Origin of the sequence: Streptomyces sp. NPDC007205 (genome assembly GCF_040634095.1) — a bacterium.
GTDB lineage: Bacteria > Actinomycetota > Actinomycetes > Streptomycetales > Streptomycetaceae > Streptomyces.
Genome location: NZ_JBEYEW010000007.1, coordinates 215,084 through 234,536, shown reverse-complemented (window position 1 = coordinate 234,536; position 19,453 = coordinate 215,084). Strand labels below are relative to the sequence as shown.

The following is a 19,453-nucleotide window of genomic DNA, read 5'->3' as shown; positions in this document are numbered from 1 at the left end:
GCCTCAGGCGGTTCGCCCGACAGCAGGGGCCCGGTGCCGAGTTCTCACTCGGTACCGGGCCCTTCGTCTGTTCAGTTCGCCTGCGGTTCGAAGTCCCAGTAGGGGCGGTTGCGGGAGCGGGCCGAGAGGGTGTGGATGTGTTGGGGGCCCAGTGTGGCGGCCAGGTCGGAGAGGGCCTCCTGTTCGACCTTCTCGGCCTGCTGACGGTCTCTGAGGGCGCGTAGGTCGGCCGCGTGGGCGATGCGGGCGGAGAGGGTGAGGGGGTGGGTGCGGCCCAGGATCTCGGTGGCCCTGATGCTGGTGACCCTGCTGAGTTCGGCGGCGGACTCGGGCTCGCCGACGAGGTTGCGCAGGGCCGAGGCGTTGATGGCGCAGCCGAGGGTGTGCGGGTGGCTCTCGCCGAGGGCCGCGGTCATACCGGCCAGCGCCTCCTCGATGACCGCGTGCGCGTGCTCCCGCTCGCCGACGCTGCGCAGGACCAGGGCGTGGTTGGCGCGGGCCCCGATGAGGAAGGGGTGGCCTTCGGACAGCAGCATCTCGTAGCGGGCGATGATGGACTCGCTGGCCTCGCGGGCCTGGTCGATGTCGCCGTGTTCGCGGGCGAAGCAGCTCTGGCTGACCGCGGCGGCCAGGGTGTGCACATGGGTGTCGCCCAGTTTGCGCTCGTAGCCCTCCAGGACGTGGGTGAGCAGTTCCCCCGCGGTGGCACGGTCACCGCCGCGCAGTTTGCACAGGGCCAGGTTGTGCTCGGCGCGCAGGGTGCTCTGGTGGTCCCGGCCCATGACGCGGTGGTATTCGTGCACGTTCTTCGTCTGGGCGGAATCGGCCTCGGAGTACCGGCCCAGCAGGCGCATGTCGATCGCGTAGGACGCCTCGGAGAACAGGGTCCAGGGATGCCGGCCCTTGAGCAGCAGGCGGCGGGCCTCCAGCGTCTGCAGGTCGATGCTCCTGGCCTCCTCGTAGCGGCCCAGCAGCCGCATGGTGTAGCCGAGGTTGTTCAGGGCGTTGAGGGTGCGCGAGTCCTGCTCGCCGAAGAGGTCGCGGTAGGTCGGGTAGAGCCACTGGTCCAGTGCGAGAGCGTCCTCGTACTGGGCGAGTTCGCGCAGGTCGGCGGCGAGACCGCCGGCCATCCGCAGATGGTCCAGGTCGTGCTCGCCGCGGTCCCGGCGGAGTTGCTCCATCGCCGCCCGGTCGATGGCCTCGGTCTCCTGGAAACGGCCGGCGGAGCGCGTCAGGTTGGCGTAGTGGTACGTCAGCTCCCACACGCGGGGGTGCGACTCGCCGAGCAGACGGCGCCAGGCACGCAGGGCGCGCGCGCCGAGTTTGACGCCGGCGGTGTACTCACCCGCGAAGAGCATGTACCGCAGGCAGTTCAGCACCAGCGCCTGTACCTTGCGGTCCTTGCTCTGCAGCACGTCGGCGTACTTCAGGTGCGGCACGATCTCCGCGTACACGTCCCAGTTGCGGGTGTCGGTGGGGCGGCCGGGGTCCGCCTCGGCCAGGGCCCGGCGGACGACCTCGATGAAGTCGCGCCGGTCCCGCTCGGGCATGTCCTTGTGCACGATCTGGTGGACCATGCGGTGCAGATAGACCGACTCGCCCGCGGAGGCGGTCTCGTCCAGGGCCGCCTCGTGCGACTCCAGTCGGACGACCGAGTACTGGCGGAGCTGGTTGATCGCCTTGTTCCACAGCAGCGGGTCGTCCAGCAGTCGGGCGATCTGTTCGGGCAGGTCGTCGTGGGACATCTCCTTCAGCAGCCGGACGGGGATGAACCCGGGGGCGAAGAAGGTGCACAGGCGCAGCAGGTCGACCGACTCGGGGACGGTTTCGCGGAGTTTGTTCAGCAGTATCGACCACGCGGTCTGGAAGGCGAGCGGGAAGTCCGCCGACACCTTGACCACGTCCTGGTCGATGCCGCCCTCCAGGAGGGCGATGTACTCGTCGACGGACAGGTCGGAGTCGTTGAGCCAGCCCGCGGTCTGGTCCAGCAGCAGCGGCAGGTCCTCCAGGGCCTCCGCCAGCTGGTCCGCGTCCGCCTCGGTCAGCCGGGGCGCGCGGCGCCGGATGAAGGCCACCGACTCGTCGCGGGCGTAGACGGGCACTTCGAGCAGTTTGCTGTTGTGCTCGCTCCACTCGGGGTTGCGGGAGGTGATGATCACATGGCCGGGGCCGGTCGGGACCAGGTCCCAGATCTGCTCGGGCTCGTCGGCGCCGTCGAGGATCAGCAGCCACCGGGAGTGGGGGTCGCCGCGGCGCAGTGCGTCCCGGACGGCGCGCAGCCGTTCGCCGTACTCGGGGCCGGTGGACAGGGCGAGTTTGGGGGCCAGTTCGGCGAGCAGGCGGCGGTAGGTGACCCGTTTCTCGGAGCCGACCCACCACACGACGTCGTACTCGGAGCCGAACCGGTAGGCGTACTCGGCGGCCAGCTGGGTCTTGCCCACGCCGGACATGCCGTGCAGCGTGAGGACGCCGGCGCCCGGCTCGCTGCCCTGGAGGAGGTGGTAGGCGTCGTTCAGGAGCGGTTCGCGGCCGGTGAAGCGGGTGTTGCGGCGCGGTACGCCGCCCCAGACGTCGGGCATCGAGGCGGGAAAGCGCGGGGCCGGGCGGGTGACGTCCGCGGTCACGGGGGTGTCGAGCGGCACGTCCAGCCGGTCCAGCAGGCGCCGTTCGGCCTCGTCGGCACCCATGTTGGTGAGGTCGGCCGGGGCGAGGGCGGCGCTGGCGGAGGGCAGGGAGGCGTTGGTGACGGACACCGCGGCGAACCTGGCCGGGTCGGGGGCGACGACCTCGCGCAGGGCCGCGTTCCACTCCTCGTGGGTGCGCGGGCCGAGCTGGAAGTACCACTCGCTGACCAGGATCAGCGTACGGCCCTCGGCCAGGGTGAGGTCGCGCAGCAGGCCGGCCAGGGACTGGTCCGGCGGGGCGTCCCAGCGCAGGTAGACCACCCGCAGACCGCGCCGCTCCAGCCGGTCCCCGATCCACGCCGCCCAGGGCCGGTTGAACCCGGCGAAGCTGATCGTGACGGTCTGCCGCGCGGCCCCTTTCCCGGTGGAGCGGACCGGCGTACGAGCTTCAGACATGCAGCGGCCTCCAGCACGTAGTCCTGAAATCGTAGAACCTCGGCGCGGCCCTGGGGAGTCCGGCGACTGCAGGGGCGTACGCCTCGGTCCGCCGATCTTCCCGCAGCGGAGAGCGGGAAGTCGGCATTTCATCGATTCGTGAGCGGGGGTGCCGGTGGCTGACGCTGTGTCCACAGGGTGCGTACGGCTTTGATGTACGCCTGTGCGCGCGCCGTGTACCCCCGGGGTGCCGGGCGCTCGGCGAGCCGTTCGTGGACGGCGACCATGCCGTCGACGAAGCGCCGGCCCACCGGTGTCAGGTCGGGCGAGCCGACGAGCGCGGGCAGCGCCGCGCCGACCTGGGCGTGGTAGCGGGCGTGTTCGGCCCAGGCGGACTCCGGCCGGGCCGGGTCCGCCAGCGCCCGGCGCTGGAAGAAGTCCGCCAGCGCCAGATGGGAGTAGGCGCCCTGGAGCAGACCGTCGTACGGCCGCGGGTCGGGGCGCCAGGGCGCGAAGTAGCGGGCCTCGGGGCCGGCCCGGTGCAGTTCCGTCATCTCGCTGAGCGCGGCGAGTTTGGTGTGCTGCAGCTCGTGCACGAGGGTGGCGGCGAAGGCCACCGGGGTCGCGGGCGCGCTGCTGAGGAGCGCGCCGAACGCCTCGCGCCGGGTCGCGCTGCAGCTGCCGCGGCCGTCGGCGCCGGGCGGCGGCTCCAGCGGGACCAGGCAGCGCAGCAGGGCGAGCGCCTCGGTGAGCCGCTGCTCGCCGCCGGTGCGCAGCACGGCGGCGGTGCCGGACCAGGTCTGCAGCCATCGCTTGCGTTCGGCGTCGTCGGGGGCCGCGGGGCCGCTCAGCGCGTACTGGCCCGCCTCGCGCGGCGGGACGCGGTAGGGGTCGAGGTCGTCCAGGGGCAGGGGGCCGGCGCCGGGCACCAGCCCGGGCAGGGCGTACGCCGGCGTCCAGGCGGGGGTCGCGGACCAGGCACCGGTGCCCTGCTCCAGGTGCACGGTGACGTGCGGCGCGCCGGGTTGGCGGAGCGTCAGCCGGCCGTCGGCGCAGCGCACCTCGACCCGTACGTCCGCCCGCTCGGCGGTGTGCAGGGCGCCGAGCGAGGGGAGGGTGAGGACGCCCTCGCGCGCGGTGAGCCAGGTGGTGAACGACAGGCCGGCGCGGGCCGCCGCGACCACGGCGACCGCACTGAAGTGCGCCAGGTCGCGCAGGAGTTCGCCGCGGCCGTGCGGCGTGGGCCGGCCGTCACGGGGGCTCAGCCCGGTCAGGCACCGCGTGGCCCAGGGGCCCGTCAGAGGGTGGGTGAGCCGCGCACGGGCCGGGGAGTGCGCGCCGCCGCCGGCGGCCCGGTCGGCCGCCGTCAGCAGCGCCCAGTCGTCCCGCAGCCGGTCCTTGGCCGCGCCGGGGCAGACGGCGGGGCCGGCCGCCTCGGCGGCGTCGAGCACGGCGCGCAGCATGAGCAGCCGCCGGGTGTCCTGGTCGCGGACGAGGAGCGCGAGGGTGTCGGGACCGCCCTCGGTGCGGCCTAGTTCGGCAAGTGCCCGGTCCGGGACCGCCGGAAGTATCACGGGGTGCCCCCTTCGAGAGAGGCCGGGACCGCGGGGCGGGTGCCCCGGGTGTCCCGGGCCAGCCGTCCGGCCACGTGCTGGATGAAGAGCTGCAGGTCCGCGCAGTACACGGACGGGTTACGGAAGCCCTGTCCGGCCCGGTACCGGTGGGCGTAGTGTCCGCCCCCGCACACCGTGACCAGCGGGCAGGCCCGGCACCGGTCGGCCAGGCCCGCCCGGCCGGCCTGGCGTGCCGCGACACCGGGGTGGCGCAGGGCCTGGTCGAAGTCGTGCCGGAAGACGTCAAGACCGGTCTCGGCGGCGCCCTCGTAGGCCGACTTCAGCGAGTCGACCTGCTCGATCGAGCCGTCCGTCTCGACCACGACGGCGTCGAAGGGCTGGAGCCCGAGGGACTCGGTGGCGGCCGGCAGCCCGAGCAGCAGCGCCAGGCACTCCTCGAAGAGCCGCACCCGCGTCTCCCGGTGCCCGGCCGACCACCAGCGGTCGAAGATGCGGCACAGCCAGGCGCCGTGGCGGGTGCCGCCCCAGTGCGGTGGCGGCGCCGACCAGTTCCCGTGCGGCAGCAGCAGGTCCAGCGCGGGCGGGTGAAGGTCGAGCAGCGACTCGTACAGGTCGACCGGGTCGGTCGTGGGGTCGACGACGGTGAGGAGGCCGGCGTACGCCTCGGGGAAGTGCTCGGCGACCAGGCGGGCACCGCGTGCCGCGGCGGGCCAGGAGGGCCGTCCGGTGTGGTCGACGCGGCGGGCGTTGTGCGCGGCGCTGCCGCCGTCGAGGCTGATGCCGATGCGGATGCCGTGCCGGGCGAGGACGGCCGCCCGCTCGCGGGTCAGCAGGGTCGCGTTCGTCTGAACGGTGGCCTGGACGGTGCAGCCGGCGGGAACGCGGGCGCGCACGTCGTCGGTGAAGCGGGCGAGGGTGTCCGCGCCGGCCAGCAGGGGTTCCCCGCCGTGCAGGACGAGGGAGACGGTGGTCAGGGCGTGGCCGTGGGCGTGCCGGGCGATGCGGTCGGCGGTGCGCTGCAGGACGTCGGCGGGGGCGGCGGCCGGGCGGGTGCGCCAGGTGTGGTCGGGGCCCTCGTACAGGTAGCAGTAGCGGCAGGCGAGGTTGCAGCGGCCGTGCATCTTCACGATGAACTGCCGGAAGGGGCGGGGGGATACGGCCGGCGGTCGAGCGGCGGTGTTTCCGGACACTCCAGCACCCCCATGCCGTAGGCCCCCGCCGGCTGCGGTACGAGCGTATGGACGCGCATTCCCGGCAAGTGGCCGGGCGCAAACCCCGCGCGATTGAAGTTGTCTCTTTCTGTTCCTGGTTGACCAATCAGAGGCAGTTGTTGAAGCCCCAGAGCATCTCGCTCGGGCGCTCCGCCCGCTCCCGCAGGCCCGCCAGCACCTCCTTGAGGACGGGATGCTCGACGGTGCGCAGTTCCTCCAGGTCCAGCGCCGCCAGATCCGGCGGCGGCCCGGCGTTCTCCGGTGCGGGTGACTCGTCCGTCGCGCTCATCCCCGTTCCCCTCTCCCCTGTCTCCCCTGCCCGTGTGCTCATTCCAGCTCGGCCAGCCGGAGCACCGTGTCCGCCGCCGTCGGTCCGCCCGTGCCGAGGCTGCCGTCGGGCAGCCGCGACCATTCGGCGCGCGCCGCCCGGTAGGCCTCGCGAGCCGCGCGGGGGCGGGCGGCCGCCTCGTAGGACATACCCCGCCAGTGGTGCGCTTGCGCACCCAGCTCCACCGCGTCCAGTCGCCTGCGCTCGGTTTCGGCCTCCTCCTCGGCCTCCCGCGCCGACTCGGCCGCCGAACGGAAGGCGTCCACCGCGTCGTCGAGGCGGGTGGGCCGGCCCAGGCTCCGGTAGGCCTCGTACTGCGCCTGTCCCAGCTGGAGCCGGCAGCGCGCGGACAGCAGCGGATCGTCCGCGTCCGCCGCCGCCAGGCCGAAGAGGTGCTCGGCCTCCCGCAGATCGACCCGGTCACCGCGCAGCCCGTAGCGCAGGATCAGCGCCCGGCCCAGCATCAGCAGCCGGTACGCCGTGTGCGGGCCGCCGGTGGGCGTCTCCGTACGGCAGTCCCGCAGCACGCGGATCGCCTGCGACAGCGGCTCCCAGGCACGGGCCGGGCTCTCCGCGCCGGCTCGGCGCAGCAGCGCCTCGCCCCACTCGGCGAGGACGTCGGGGTAACCCGCCGCGTCCCGCGGCATGTCCGCCGCCGCCAGCGCGAACGAGTCGGCGGCGGCCCGCAGTTCACGCAGCTCGCCCGACTCGGCGTACCGGGCGGCCCGGACCCGTCCGGCCCGCACATGGAGCAGGGAGCGCAGGCTGCGCCGGGTGGTGCTCGCCAGCGCCTCGTCCAGCCGGTCCTGGGCCTCGGCCAGGTCCCCGCCCGACGCCAGCAGGGCGTCGACCAGGTCGAGGCGGATGCGGACGCCGTCCCGCGCCCGGTCGGCGCCGCCCGGCGCCCCGTCCCGCTCCCCGGCCGCCAACGCGTCGCGCAGGGACCGGGAGGCCTGCTCGGCGTAACCGCGGGCCTGCTCCGGGTCGGTCGTGGCGTCCGCCAGGCGCAGCAGGAGCCGGCCGTGGGCGAGCGGCAGTCCGGGCGGGCGGTGCCGGCGGTCCGGCCAGATGTCGGCGAACGCCTCCAGCATGCCGACCGCGCCCTGGAGCAGGGCGCTGTCACCGCCGAGGCGCCACTGCGTCTCCAGCGCGCCCACCCGCTCCAGGGTCAGCCCCAGCGCCTCCTGCGGGTCCAGTCCGGGCGCGGCGCAGGCCACCGCGTAATCCCTGTCGGCGCGGCTCAGCAGGTCCAGGGCACCGTGCTGGTCGCCGCGGCGCCTGCGGTCGGTGGCCGCCGCGCACAGCACCCGGGCCAGCGCCGCCCGCTCCCGCAGCGCGTGCGGGTGCGCCACGGCCCGCTCGGCGGCCGACTCCGCCTCCCGCAGCAGCTCGGCCCCGCCCTGCACCTCCCACAGCCGCAGCGTGGCGTAGGCGTACTCCGCCCACAGTCCGGGATCGGCACCGGCCGGACGTTCGTGCTCGGTGGCGCCGCGCAGCAGCTGTACGGCGTCGATCGCGTCCTGCACCATGCCCTCGGTGTCGAACCGGGCGAGCAGGTCACGGGCCCGGACCACCGCCGGGTGGCTGGGCCGCTCCCCGGACGGGACGCCGTTGCCCCGGGGGCCGTAGAGACGGAACTGTTCCGGCAGCGGCATGAAGCGCTCCAGTACCCGGGCCGCGACCTCGGCGAAGGGCTGCGGAACCAGCGTGGCCTCGCCGTGGTCGCCGTGGTCTGCGGAGTAGCCCGGCACGGGCGCGTAGGCACGCGCCCGGGGTGCGGCGGACTCCCGGCCGGGCTCGGCGGGCTCCCGGCCGGCCGCGGCCGTGTCGCCGCCGCCGAGCTGGGCGAGGGCCAGGGCCGGGAAGTTGGCGCCGCCCTTGCCGAAGCGCTGCTCGATGTACTCGGAACAGTGCTTGAGGACCAGCACCGCCTCGTCCCGGCCGAGCGTCGACAGCAGCGCCTCACGCACGTCCGGGTCCATCTCGTACCACGGGACGTCACCTTGCCCGTAGTCCTCCCCGGCGCGCTGGACGAGGCCGCCGAGCAGCACCTCCGCGAGTTCGGACGGGCCGGAGCCGGGCAGCATCGTGCGCTGCACCAGCTGCATCACGGGCAGGCACAGCGGGGCGGCGGCCAGATACACGGCGAGGCGGCCGGCGGTCGGGGAGGCCGCGGAACGGAACCTGCTGACCCGCTCCACCGACGTCGGCCTGCGCGTACGGCGCGGCTTCGGCGCGGGCGGCTGGTCCGCACGCACCCAGCCCACGGCCCCCGGCACCGGTCCGGTGCCGGCCCCGGACAGCAGCCGGGCCCACGCCCCGAGCGCCACCGGCTCCGGCGGCAGCACCGGTACGGGCAGCACGCCCGGCGGCGCGACCACCGGGGCACCGTCGGGGGTGCGCACCCGCAGTGCGGTGCCGCCCAGGGTGTCGCCCCGGGTCAGTTCGCCGTACGTCACGGGCAGCCGGGTGCGGTTCCACAGGCGCTGCGGGAGCGGCTGGAGCACCGCGACGGGAGCGAGCCGGGCCAGGTGGTGCAGCAGCCGGTGCGCGTGGCCACTGCGCCACAGCGGGCCCGCGCAGTCGCTGACCAGCAGGGTGATCCGACGCCCGGTGGGGTCGCTCAGCCGGTCCAGGCCGTGCAGCGGGGCCGCCTGGGCGTCCGGGCTGCGGCTGACCGCCGGCTCGCCGTCCGGGCCGGCGTGCAGATGGCTGACCTGGACGTCACCGAAGGCACCCAACTGGGCGAACACCTGGTGCAGCTCGGTGAACAGCCGGTCCCACACCCGCATCGAGGGCGCGCCGTCCAGCACCAGCTGGAGCCGGGCGTCCCCGCGGGTCACGGCGCGCCGGACGGGCAGGATCAGCCCGCCCGCGCGAGCGCTCAGCTCGGCCGTGGCCGTCTCGTCCAGCACCGTGCGCAGCGCGGGCGCGGCACTGCGGTAGGTCTGCAACGGCCGCAGGGCGCGCTGGAGTTCAAGGGGTGCGGGCAGCGCCGGGGCGACGGGCACACCGACCGGCAGCGCCGCGATCCGCCCGTCGCCGCGAGCGCTCGGGGTGCTGTCCCGGGGCAGCGGATACAACGTCACACGGCGGTCGGGCCCGGCGTCGATCGTCTGCGGCCCCTGCCATGGAGCGGCCGGCACACCGAGCCGCTCCGGACCGGTCCCGCCCTGCCCGTGCGTGCCGGTGCCCGCTCCCTCCCCCGAGGACACCGAGACCCGGGCACCACCGGCCGTCCCCTCGCTCCTCCCCTCGCCCCTCCCCTCGCTCTCCCCCTCGCCGTCCGCCCCCGCCCAGCGCGCCAGCCACAAGGCGTCACTCAACCCCTCGGCATCGGGCTCCAGCCCGATCTCCCGCAGCCGGCGCACGAGTTCGGCCAGCGGGTCGCCACCGGCCGCGTCGGAGGGGTCAGGCGGGTGGGGCGGGCCGGACCGGCCGGCCGGGTCGGGTGGGACCGGGCCGTGGCGTGCCGCTGCGTCGGGCATCGGCGCCTCACCTCGAACGGTCGAGTCGCTGGATGAGCAGGTCGGCGAGTCGTTCGCGGCTCGGCGGGGCGGCGGCGGCGGTGAGGTGGATCGCGTTCAACAGCTGGTCGGTGGCGAGGAGTTCCGTGCGGGAGCGCTCCAGGAAACGGGCGATCAGGTCGTCGCCCGCCCGCGCGGCCTCGTCCCCGAGGTGGGCGCGGACGAAGGTGGCGAGCCGGTTGTGGTCGGGCCGGCCCAGCTCCAGATGAATGCACCGGCGCATCAACGGGGCCGGGAAGTCCCGCTCCCCGTTGCTGGTGAGGACCACGAACGGGAAGGCGTGGCAGCGCACCCGGCCGTCGCGCACGCGCACCTTGGTGCCGTCGGCGGTGAGCACCTCGGCCTCACCGTCGGGCAGCCGGTCGGCGATGCGCTGCAGCTCGGGTATCTCGAACTCGCCCTCCTCCAGCACGTTCAGCAGGTCGTTGGGCAGGTCGATGTCGCTCTTGTCGAGTTCGTCGATGAGCAGCACCCGCGGGGTGTCCGAGGGCAGCAGGGCCGTACCGAGCGGCCCGAGCCGGAGGTAACTGCCGATGGCCTCCACGGCTCCGGGACTGCCCGCCGCCGAACCGTAACCCCCCTGCGCGGCGATCTGGACGTCCTGCAGCCGGGCGATGGCGTCGTAGTGGTACAGCCCGTCCTGGAGCGTGGTCCGGCTGACGATGGACCAGCGCAGCACCTCGCCGAGCCCCAGCTCGTACGCCACCGAATGGGCCAGCGTGCTCTTGCCCGCGCCGGGGCTGCCGGTCACGAGCAGCGGGCGGCGCAGATAGAGCGCCGCGTTGATCATCTCCAGCTCTTCCGCGCCGGGCCGGTGCAGTTCCGCCAGGTGCCGGTGCGCGCCGAGCCTGCGGTCCTGCGAGCCGTCGCCGCCCGCGTCCCGGCCGGCGAAGTCCCGCCAGGGCGGCGGCGGAGGCAGCCGGCTCATCCCGTCGTGCGGTTCGCCGGCACCCCGGTAGATGAGCCACTCACTGGATTCGGTCATGTCCGGTCCTCGTCGTCACTCGTCCGCCACGGCAGCCGTCGCACGTGCATCACGGTATCGACCCTCAGGACGCCTGGTAAGAGGATCCGGAGGGAACGCGCGCCCCGCCTCACGGCGCCTCCAGCAGATCTCCGGTGCCGGGCAGGGGCCTGTGCGGATCGTCGTACAACAGCGCTATTCCATGCGCCCAGTAGGCCTCGGTGAGCCCCGCGTGCACCTGCCTGCGCAGCCCGTGCACCACCTCGGGCAGCTGGGCCACGCCGTGGCCGTCGTCGACGACCGTCTTGGCGCCCCGGTGGAACTCTCCGCACACGGACTCGGGTTCCCGCCGCCAGCGGCGCCACACCGCCACCCCGAAGCCGGCGCGCAGGATCCGGCCGAGCGAGGCGGGGTCGCTCTCGTAGCGCAGGTCGCCCAGGCGGCACAGCACCGGGACGTCGTGCGGCGCGAGGCCGCGCAGCGCCGCCGTGTCCGGTACGGGCCTGCGCACCCCGTCGTCGCAGTCCAGCACCTCGGCCCGCGCCTGACGGACGTGCAGCCGGCGCCAGCGGTCCCGCCGCTCGCCGTCCTCGTCGTCGTACGACTCCCAGGCCGCCGCCGGCCAGGCACCGGGGCCCTCCGCCGCCTCGTCGGGCAGCTGGTCGCGGTCCGAGCAGCGCACGAGCACCGGCCGTTCGACACCCAGCGGGACACCGTCGGGCCGCAGCCGCCAGTCGTCCACCGGCGTGCCCAGGAGCAGATGGGGCAGGGCCACATGCAGGGTGGCGGGCCGCCCGGGCTCGTCGCACTGCCGGAAGGCCTCGGTGAGCGGGGCGGCCACCTGGGAGCCGAGGCCGGCCAGCGGGGTGCGCTGGGTCTCGTGCAGCAGTCGCGTCCCGCCGTCCGCGTCCGCCATGGAGACCGACCAGTCGCAGTGGTCGGGCTCCCAGCCCCGGCGCAGCACCACCAGCAGCACGGACGGGCCGGGCGGCGCGAGAGACGGATGCGGTGCGGGGCGCTCCGCCGGCAGCCGGCCGGGGTCGTCGTCGGCCCGCTCGTGACCGGGACGCACCGGATGCGCCGGATGCGCCCGGCCCAGCAACTCGGTGCGCCGACGGGCGAGTTCGGTGCGGTAGCCGCTGTCCAGTCCCGTCGACGCGTGCCGCACCCAGTCCCACAGGGCCCGTTCGGCGGCGCGCACGCTGGGCGTCCGGTCGCGGTCGGCGGCCAGGATTCCCATCGCGTAGTCGATGACGAGCCTGCGCGCCCCGTCCTGCCGCGCGTGCTCATAGAGCACGCCCAGGCCGTCCCGCCAGCCGCGCGGGGCGGGCACCAGGGACGGGAGCCGGAAGCCCGGCAGGGAGGCGAGGATGCCGAGCAGGCCTCGGGTGCTGGCCGGGGGCGGCAGATCGGCCAGCCGGCCGAGCAGTTCACCGCGCTCGTGCGGACTGAGCGCACGTCCGGGGCGTGCGCCGAGTTCCCCCTGGATGTCGGCCCAGGTGGGGGCCGGCGAGTCGGAGGGCTGCTGGCGGTCACGGTGATAGCGGTCGTGGGCGTGGAAGACCGCTTGATAGAGGTCGCCGTGGTGGACGCCGCTCGGGGGGACGCCGGTGGGGGTGAGGCCGTTGGAGAGGCCGGTTGCGGTGAGGCCGCTGGGGAGGCCGCTGGGGAGACCGGTTGCGGTGAGGCCGCTGGGGAGTCCGGTGGGGTCGAGGTCGCCGGGGAGTCCGGTGGGGTCGGGGTCGCCGGGGTCGAGGTCGCCGGGGTTGAGGTCGCTGGGGTGGATGCCGCGGGGGTTGAGGTCGCTGGCGTGGATGCCGCGGGGCTTGAGGTCGCTGGGGTTGAGGTCGCCTTCCCGGGGGCCGGTCCGGGGGGAGCCGCTGGGGTGGGGATCGGTCGGGTGGTCGGCGTTCGGGAGGGAACCGCTCGCATGCGGACCGGTCCCGTGGTCGGCGTTCGGAAGCGGACCGGTCGCGTGCGGACCGGTCGCGTGGTCGGCGTTCGCGGCGGCGCCGCTCGGATACGGACCGCTTACCGGGGCGGCGTCCGGGAGGGAAGCGATCGGATACGGGCCGCTCGCGGGGGCGGCGTTCGTGACGGAGCCGCTCGGATACGGACCGCCTGCCTGGCCGGCATCCGGGAGCGGCCCGCTCGGACGGGGACCGCTCACCTGATCGGCGTCGCGTCCCGTCCCGGCTGCTCCCGTCGGTGCCCGGAGGGTGCGTAACTGCTCGACCCCGATGGACGTGCCCCCCGCCCCCTGGTCCGCGCGTGACTTCAGGACGCCGACGACCTCACCGCGCACGGGGTCGATCACCGGCCCGCCCGAGACACCGGGCGGCAGATCGTTCTGCCCGAGTCGCACCTGCTCCTCCGGCGACCACGCGCTGATCGTGCCCTGGACGGAGAGGTACCCGTCCAGGATCTCCAGCCGGCCCCGGGCGCCCGTCCAGCCCGCGTAGTACACCCTGTTCCCGCCGAAGTGCGGGTTGGGACGCTCGGAGACGTACACGCACGTGTGCCCGACGGGCTCGCGGAGCCGGACCAGCGCGAGATCGGGCGCGGGCCAGCTCCCCGGGAGGAGTCGGCCGGCCTGCTCCGGCAGGGTCGCCGCCACCTCCGCCGGCACGGCGCACGGGTCCTCGTAGGGGCTGGTCCGGTACACCACGGTGACCTCGCCCCCCTCTTCCGCGTGAACCACGTGCGCGCAGGTCAGAACCCAGTTCGGCGCCACGAAGAAACCGCTGCCGAGAAAGCCGCCGGGCTCGTCGGGGGCATACCCGGCACCCGAGCGATGAATGCGCACGGTCGCCGCGAGAACGAGTTCACGGAGGGCAAGCCGGGCAGCATCGGAGCCGTCCGGTGCGCCCCCGTCGTACCGCTCCGTCATGCCGCGCCCCCGACGCCGCCGCCCGCGACACCTCCGTGCGCCCGAACGCCGGTCGACGCGCCGGTGTGGGGGGCGTCGGCGACGGAGGACCGGGACGCGTTGCCGGGAGTGCGGGAGCCCTGGGACGGGGCCGGCGGTGTGTCCGGGTCCGGCGGGCCGTCCCCGTGCCAGGTCAGGGTGACCGTGAGCGCGGCCTTGGCCTCGCCGTCGGCGAGCAGGCCCACCACCTTTCCGGCCTTGGCGGTCAGCTCGATGCCGAACTCGACGCTCACCTCGTCCGGCCGCACCGCCCGCAGCGGACCGGACAGCGACCGTGCGACACCGGTGATCAGCGACTGGAGGCTCTCGACGCTCGCCTCCACGCGTTCGGCGAACCCGGTGTCCGTGTACGACAGTCCCCCCGACGGCAGTCCCCCCGGCGGCGCGGACAGTTCCTCGGCCCCTGATATCCGGGCCCACACCGGCGTCCCGTCCGGCAGCTGGATCCGCGCTACCCGCGTGGACTCCGCATTTCTCGACTCCGCGTCCCTCATGCTCCCCCGTCCCCTCGCCCCGTCGGGACCGCCCGCCCGCCGAGCCGGACGGCTGCCTATTATTTTCCTGTTCTCGCCAGGCTCCTCAGGCGGAAATGCGGCATCTTCCACCTCTCACAGGTTGAGGGTTCTTCCCGCCCGGGAGCGGCCCTACCCCTGCACTGAACGACGGAGCGGCATCCATGTACTTCACCGACCGAGGAATCGAAGAACTGGAGAAGCGGCGCGGCGCGGAAGAGGTCACCTTCGAGTGGCTCGCCGAGCAGCTGCGTACGTTCGTCGACCTGAATCCCGACTTCGAGGTACCGGTGGAACGGCTCGCGACCTGGCTGGCCCGCCTGGACGACGAGGACGACGAGTAGTCCGGCAGCACGCCCCGCCATCCTCGTCCCGCATCACGCACGACGCCCACGCAGCGCCGGGTGCGCCACGTTCGGCGCCCCGGCGCCGGTCGTGCTGCGCGTCGGTTCCCACGAACGGGTGTCTTGACTTTCCGTGACCACGATATATCGTGAATTGAGAAAGACGCGATATGGCGTGTCACGACCGCGCTTGGCCTTCGCCGCGCCCGAGGAGGTCCCCATGCCCGAGTGGTCCGTCACCGAGCCCCAGAAGCTGACCTTTGACACCCGCGTGAGCGACCTCCAGGTCCGCGTCGTCAACGGAACGGTGAACGTGGTGGGCACGGACGAGGGTTCCGCCCGTCTCGAAGTCTCGGCGATCGAGGGCCCACCCCTCGTGGTCACCCAGCAGGGCGACACCCTCACGGTGGCCTATGAGGACCTGCCCTGGAAGGGTTTCCTCAAGTGGCTCGACCGCAAGGGCTGGCGGCGCAGCGCCGTCGTGTCCCTGGCGGTCCCCGCCGACACGCGCGTGGAGGTGGGCGTGGTCGGCGCCGGCGCGGTCGTCTCCGGCATCCGCGGCCCCGCGGTGGTCAAGGGGGTGACCGGCGACACGACCCTGGTCGGCGTCTCCGGTCCGGTCCGCGCGGACACCGTGTCGGGGAACCTGGAGGCCCAGGCGGTCACCGGCGACCTGGGCTTCAAGTCCGTCTCCGGCGACCTGACGGTGGTCGAGGGCTCCGGCCGTTCCGTCCGCGCGGAATCCGTCAGCGGCTCCATGATCGTCGACCTGGACCCGGACGGCCCCACGGAGGTCAACCTCACCAGCGTCTCCGGCGAGATCGCCATCCGCCTGCCGCATCCGGCAGACGCCGAGGTGGAGGCGAACACCGCGAGCGGCACGATCTCCAACGCCTTCGACGGTCTGCGGGTGCACGGCCAGTGGGGCGCCCACAAGATCACGGGACGCCTGGGCGCGGGCACGGGCAGACTCCGGGCCACCACGGTCTCCGGCTCGATCGCCCTGCTGCGCCGCCCGCCGCGCGAGGACGAGGCGGACACCTCGGGGGACGCCGGGCCCACCGAGCCGTCACGGAAGCCGGGCACCGCCCCGGCCGACGGCACGACCGACAAGAAGGTGCTCTGACATGCCCCCCGTCTTCGCCCACGGGCGCCTGCGCCTGTATCTGCTCAAGCTGCTCGACGAGGCCCCGCGCCACGGCTACGAGGTGATCAGGCTCCTCGAGGAACGCTTCCAGGGGCTGTACGCCCCCTCGGCGGGCACGGTCTACCCCCGGCTGGCCAAGCTGGAGGCCGAGGGCCTGGTCAGGCACACCACGGAGGGCGGCCGCAAGGTGTACGCCATCACGGACGCAGGCCGTGCCGAACTGGCCGACCGCAGCGGCGAGCTGGCCGATCTGGAGCTGGAGATCCGCGAGTCGGTCGCGGAACTGGCCGCCGAGATAAGGGCCGACGTGCGCGGCGCGGCCGGCGACCTGCGCCGCGAGATGCGCGCGGCCGCGTCCGAGGCCCACCGGAACGCGAAGACGGGCGCGGGCGGCGCGGGCCCCTCCGGGGAGTACGGCGACCTCACCGACAAGGATGCCTGGCGGGCCGCCAAGGAGGAGATGCGCCGCGTCAAGCAGGAGTGGAAGGAGCAGGCCCGCCGCGCCAAGGACGAGAGCCGCCGGGCCCGCGAGGAGGCCCAGCGGGCCCGCCGCCAGGCCCAGGAGGCGCAGACGCGGGCGCGGGCCCAGGCGCAGGAGGAGATGCAGCGCATCGCGCGCCAGGTCCAGGATCGCGTCCAGGACCACTTCGCGCACGGCGACTGGCCGACGGGCGTCCGCGAGGGCCTGTCCGAACTGGCCAGGGAGCTCGGCGACTTCGGCAAGAACTGGGGCTATTCCCGCACCCCCGAGGAGCCGGCGTCCAAGTCGGCCGCCGCAGCCACGGACGTGCACTACGTCCCGCCCACCGAGGACTTCCCGGCCGAGTACGAGCCTTCCTGGGCGCACGAGGACCTCACCGGCGACCCGGTCCGCGACCTGGACCGCCTCCTGGACCGCTTCCGCGACGACATCCGCGACGCGGCCCACGACCATGGCGTCACCCACACCCAGCTCCGCGACGCCCGCCGCCACCTGTCGACGGCGGCGGCCCACATCGGCGCACTGCTGCGGTCACCGCAACCCTGACGGAAGCACGGAGCGGGCCCGGACACCCGGGCCCGCCCGACGACCGTTCTGCCCGAAGCGGGAGATCTCAGGAGGTGGTGAGCACGATCTTTCCGAACTGCTCGCCGGAAGCGAGCCGTTCGAAGCCCTCACGGGCCCGGTCCAACGGCAGTTCCTCGTCGATGACGGGCCGTACGCCGGTCGCGGCGCAGAAGGAGAGCAGGTCCTCCAGCTCCTCCTTGGTGCCCATGGTGGAACCGACGACCTTCAGCTCCAGGAAGAAGATCCGGGTCAGCTCGGCATGCGAGGGCCGGTCCCCGCTGGTGGCGCCGGAGATGACGATCGTGCCGCCGGCCCGCAGGGACTTCACCGAGTGGGACCAGGTGGCGGCGCCCACGGTCTCGATGACGGCGTCCACCCGTTGCGGCAGCCGCGCTCCGGGCTCCACGGCCTCCACGGCCCCCAGTTCCAGGGCCCGCTTCCGCTTGGCCTCGTCCCGGCTGGTGGCGAAGACACGGAGCCCGGCCGCCTTGCCGAGCACGATCGCGGCCGTGGCGACACCGCCGCCCGCGCCCTGCACGAGAACCGAGTCACCGGGCCGTACCCCGGCGTTGGTGAACAGCATCCGGTACGCCGTCAGCCAGGCCGTCGGCAGACAGGCGGCCTCGGCGAAGGACAGCTCCTTGGGCTTGGGCAGGACGTTCCAGGTCGGCACGGCGACCTGCTCGGCGAAGGTGCCCTGGTAGCGCTCGGTGAGGATGGAGCGCGGCTCGTTCGGGCCGACGCCGTGGCCGGTCTGGCCGATGACGGAGTGCAGGACGACCTCGTTGCCGTCCTCGTCGATTCCGGCGGCGTCGCAGCCGAGGATCATCGGCAGCCGGTCCTCCGGGAGGCCGACGCCCCGCAGGGACCAGAGGTCGTGGTGGTTGAGGGAAGCGGCCCGCATCTGGATGGTGCTCCAGCCGGGCCGGGCCTCGGGGGCCGGACGCTCCCCCAACTCCAGGCCGGTGAGCGGCTGGTCGCGGTCGATTCGGGCGGCGTAGACAGCGAACATGCTGCCGACGATAGGTGGGCTGATCAACCGAGGGAACCACGAGGCCCTGTGACACATGCCCTCTTGCGCAGGGGCACCCATCCAGCGCAGCCCGGCACCGACGCCATCGAGGGCCTTTTCAACACCCGAGTCGGATGGGCGGGCGGAAAGGGGAAATGGCCCCGCCCGAACGGACGGGGCCATTCCATGCAACGTCAGTGACGAGCAACGCCCTCGGCGCGGGCAGCAGCCGCAACCGCCGCCGTGACCGCCGGAGCAACCCGCTCATCGAACGGAGACGGAATCACATAGTCGGCGGCAAGGTCGTCCCCCACCACCGCGGCCAGAGCCTCAGCCGCAGCGATCTTCATCCCCTCGGTGATCCGAGTGGCCCGCACCTGCAGCGCGCCCGCGAAGATGCCCGGGAACGCCAGCACGTTGTTGATCTGGTTCGGGAAGTCCGACCGCCCGGTCGCGACGACCGCCGCGTACCTGTGCGCGACGTCCGGGTGCACCTCGGGGTTCGGGTTGGCCATCGCGAACACGAAGGCGCCCTTCGCCATGGACGCCACGGCCTCCTCCGGAACCGTACCGCCGGAGACACCGATGAACACGTCGGCGCCCGCGAGGGCGTCCTCCAGCGAGCCGGTGACGCCCGCCTTGTTGGTGAAGCCGGCCAGCTCGCGCTTGACCGGGGTCAGGTCCTCCCGGTCGGCCGACACGACGCCCTTGCGGTCCGCCACCGACACGTCCCCGATGCCGGCCTCGACCAGCATCCTGGCGATGGCGACACCGGCCGCGCCGGCGCCCGAGATGACGGCCCGCAACTGCCCGATCTCACGGCCGCTCAGCCGCGCCGCGTTCCGCAGCGCCGCGAGTGTCACGACGGCCGTACCGTGCTGGTCGTCGTGGAAGACCGGGATGTCGAGGCGCTCCTGCAGCCGGCGCTCGATCTCGAAGCACCGGGGCGCCGAGATGTCCTCGAGGTTCACTCCGCCGAAGGAGGGAGCGAGCCGGACGACGGTCTCGACGATGTCGTCCACGTCGGTGCAGTCGAGCGCGATCGGCACCGCGTCGACGCCGCCGAACTGCTTGAACAGGATCGCCTTGCCCTCCATCACCGGGAGGGAGGCCTGGGGACCGATGTCCCCGAGTCCGAGCACGGCCGTACCGTCCGTCACGACGGCGACCACCGAGGACTTCCATGTGTAGTCGTTGACGAGCTCCGGCTGCTGAGCGATCGCGGTGCACACGCGCGCGACACCGGGCGTGTACGCGAGGGAAAGGTCGTCCTTGTCACGGATCGGCACGGTGGCCTGCACGGCCATCTTGCCGCCGCGGTGCAGCGCGAACGCCGGATCGAAGGAATCGAGGGGCTCGGCCCCGCCGTCCTGATCCGTTGTGCTGTCGCTGCGAGGATTGACGATCTCCGCTGCCACTTTGTTTTACCCCTTAGGTATGCATGGTTTGAGGGTCGACCACTCCTGGTGAGGGGTGGGCGGGCACCGCGTACGGCCCGATTGCTGATACGTACGAGCACATACGCGACGGGCGCGCCGCACACGCGCCCTGAGCCCCGGATGAGGGGTGTAAAGAACCTTCTTACCGGACGGACGGCGCTCACGACGAGTCCAATAGGCGCAAGGTCACACTCGGAACCGGAAAGCCGCCGTGAGGTGACGCGCGGCTGACAACCGCGCCCAGCGCGCGAAGACGTCGTACGCAGGCGCATGAGCTGACCACATCGTGAGATGCGTCGAAGATTTTCCGGCCATATGGCTGGATTCCCGCAGATGGTTCGGTGCTGTTGAACCAAGGT

The 19,453-nt window shown here is 73.6% G+C and carries 13 protein-coding genes; 3 read left to right on the top strand and 10 right to left on the bottom strand.

Features of this window, described 5'->3' with window-relative positions:
* Window positions 1–71: 71 nt before the first annotated feature.
* The 8 genes from fxsT to ABZ624_RS15140 all read right to left on the bottom strand — a co-directional run bounded on the left by fxsT (window position 72) and on the right by ABZ624_RS15140 (window position 14,086).
* A complete protein-coding gene (fxsT, locus tag ABZ624_RS15175; RefSeq protein WP_360087522.1) occupies window positions 72–3,080 on the bottom strand; it encodes an FxSxx-COOH system tetratricopeptide repeat protein in 3,009 nt (1,002 codons plus the stop codon).
* Window positions 3,081–3,208: 128 nt separating this feature from the next.
* A complete protein-coding gene (locus ABZ624_RS15170; protein ID WP_360087827.1) occupies window positions 3,209–4,630 on the bottom strand; it encodes an HEXXH motif-containing putative peptide modification protein in 1,422 nt (473 codons plus the stop codon).
* Complete coding sequence (locus tag ABZ624_RS15165) at window positions 4,630–5,823, bottom strand: FxsB family cyclophane-forming radical SAM/SPASM peptide maturase (RefSeq protein ID WP_360087519.1); 1,194 nt, start codon at window positions 5,821–5,823, stop codon at window positions 4,630–4,632. Before ABZ624_RS15165 ends, ABZ624_RS15170 begins: the two co-directional genes overlap by 1 nt.
* Before the next feature lie 127 nt (window positions 5,824–5,950).
* Window positions 5,951–6,133 carry an FxSxx-COOH cyclophane-containing RiPP peptide gene (gene fxsA / locus ABZ624_RS15160; protein ID WP_360087516.1) on the bottom strand — a complete coding sequence of 61 codons (183 nt, stop codon included), beginning with the start codon at window positions 6,131–6,133 and terminating at the stop codon, window positions 5,951–5,953.
* A 38-nt stretch (window positions 6,134–6,171) separates the two neighbouring features.
* Window positions 6,172–9,660 (bottom strand): SAV_2336 N-terminal domain-related protein, encoded by a 3,489-nt coding sequence (locus ABZ624_RS15155; RefSeq protein ID WP_360087513.1) that lies wholly within the window; start codon window positions 9,658–9,660, stop codon window positions 6,172–6,174.
* A 7-nt stretch (window positions 9,661–9,667) separates the two neighbouring features.
* On the bottom strand, window positions 9,668–10,684 hold the full coding sequence (locus tag ABZ624_RS15150) for a MoxR family ATPase (RefSeq protein ID WP_360087510.1): 1,017 nt from the start codon (window positions 10,682–10,684) through the stop codon (window positions 9,668–9,670).
* A 109-nt stretch (window positions 10,685–10,793) separates the two neighbouring features.
* The gene (locus ABZ624_RS15145; RefSeq protein ID WP_360087507.1) at window positions 10,794–13,553 is read right to left on the bottom strand and encodes a trypsin-like peptidase domain-containing protein; all 2,760 of its coding nucleotides are present in this window, start codon (window positions 13,551–13,553) and stop codon (window positions 10,794–10,796) included.
* Window positions 13,550–14,086: a CU044_2847 family protein gene (locus ABZ624_RS15140; RefSeq protein WP_360087504.1), complete on the bottom strand. Its 537-nt coding sequence runs from the start codon at window positions 14,084–14,086 to the stop codon at window positions 13,550–13,552. The genes ABZ624_RS15145 and ABZ624_RS15140 overlap by 4 nt, the downstream gene beginning before the upstream one ends.
* Before the next feature lie 182 nt (window positions 14,087–14,268).
* Here ABZ624_RS15140 and ABZ624_RS15135 point away from each other — a divergent pair, with 182 nt between their 5' ends.
* From ABZ624_RS15135 to ABZ624_RS15125, 3 genes are all read left to right on the top strand, one after another.
* A complete protein-coding gene (locus ABZ624_RS15135; RefSeq protein WP_073491365.1) occupies window positions 14,269–14,448 on the top strand; it encodes a DUF6104 family protein in 180 nt (59 codons plus the stop codon).
* Window positions 14,449–14,668: 220 nt separating this feature from the next.
* Window positions 14,669–15,574 (top strand): DUF4097 family beta strand repeat-containing protein, encoded by a 906-nt coding sequence (locus ABZ624_RS15130; protein WP_360087501.1) that lies wholly within the window; start codon window positions 14,669–14,671, stop codon window positions 15,572–15,574.
* Window position 15,575: 1 nt separating this feature from the next.
* Window positions 15,576–16,622, top strand: coding sequence for a helix-turn-helix transcriptional regulator (locus ABZ624_RS15125; RefSeq protein ID WP_360087498.1), 1,047 nt, complete (start codon window positions 15,576–15,578; stop codon window positions 16,620–16,622).
* Window positions 16,623–16,689: 67 nt separating this feature from the next.
* Here ABZ624_RS15125 and ABZ624_RS15120 read toward each other — a convergent pair whose 3' ends face one another.
* Both ABZ624_RS15120 and ABZ624_RS15115 read right to left on the bottom strand, forming a co-directional pair.
* Window positions 16,690–17,655 (bottom strand): zinc-binding dehydrogenase, encoded by a 966-nt coding sequence (locus ABZ624_RS15120; protein ID WP_360087495.1) that lies wholly within the window; start codon window positions 17,653–17,655, stop codon window positions 16,690–16,692.
* 194 nt (window positions 17,656–17,849) lie between these two features.
* The gene (locus ABZ624_RS15115) at window positions 17,850–19,073 is read right to left on the bottom strand and encodes an NADP-dependent malic enzyme (RefSeq protein ID WP_360087492.1); all 1,224 of its coding nucleotides are present in this window, start codon (window positions 19,071–19,073) and stop codon (window positions 17,850–17,852) included.
* Window positions 19,074–19,453: the final 380 nt, after the last annotated feature.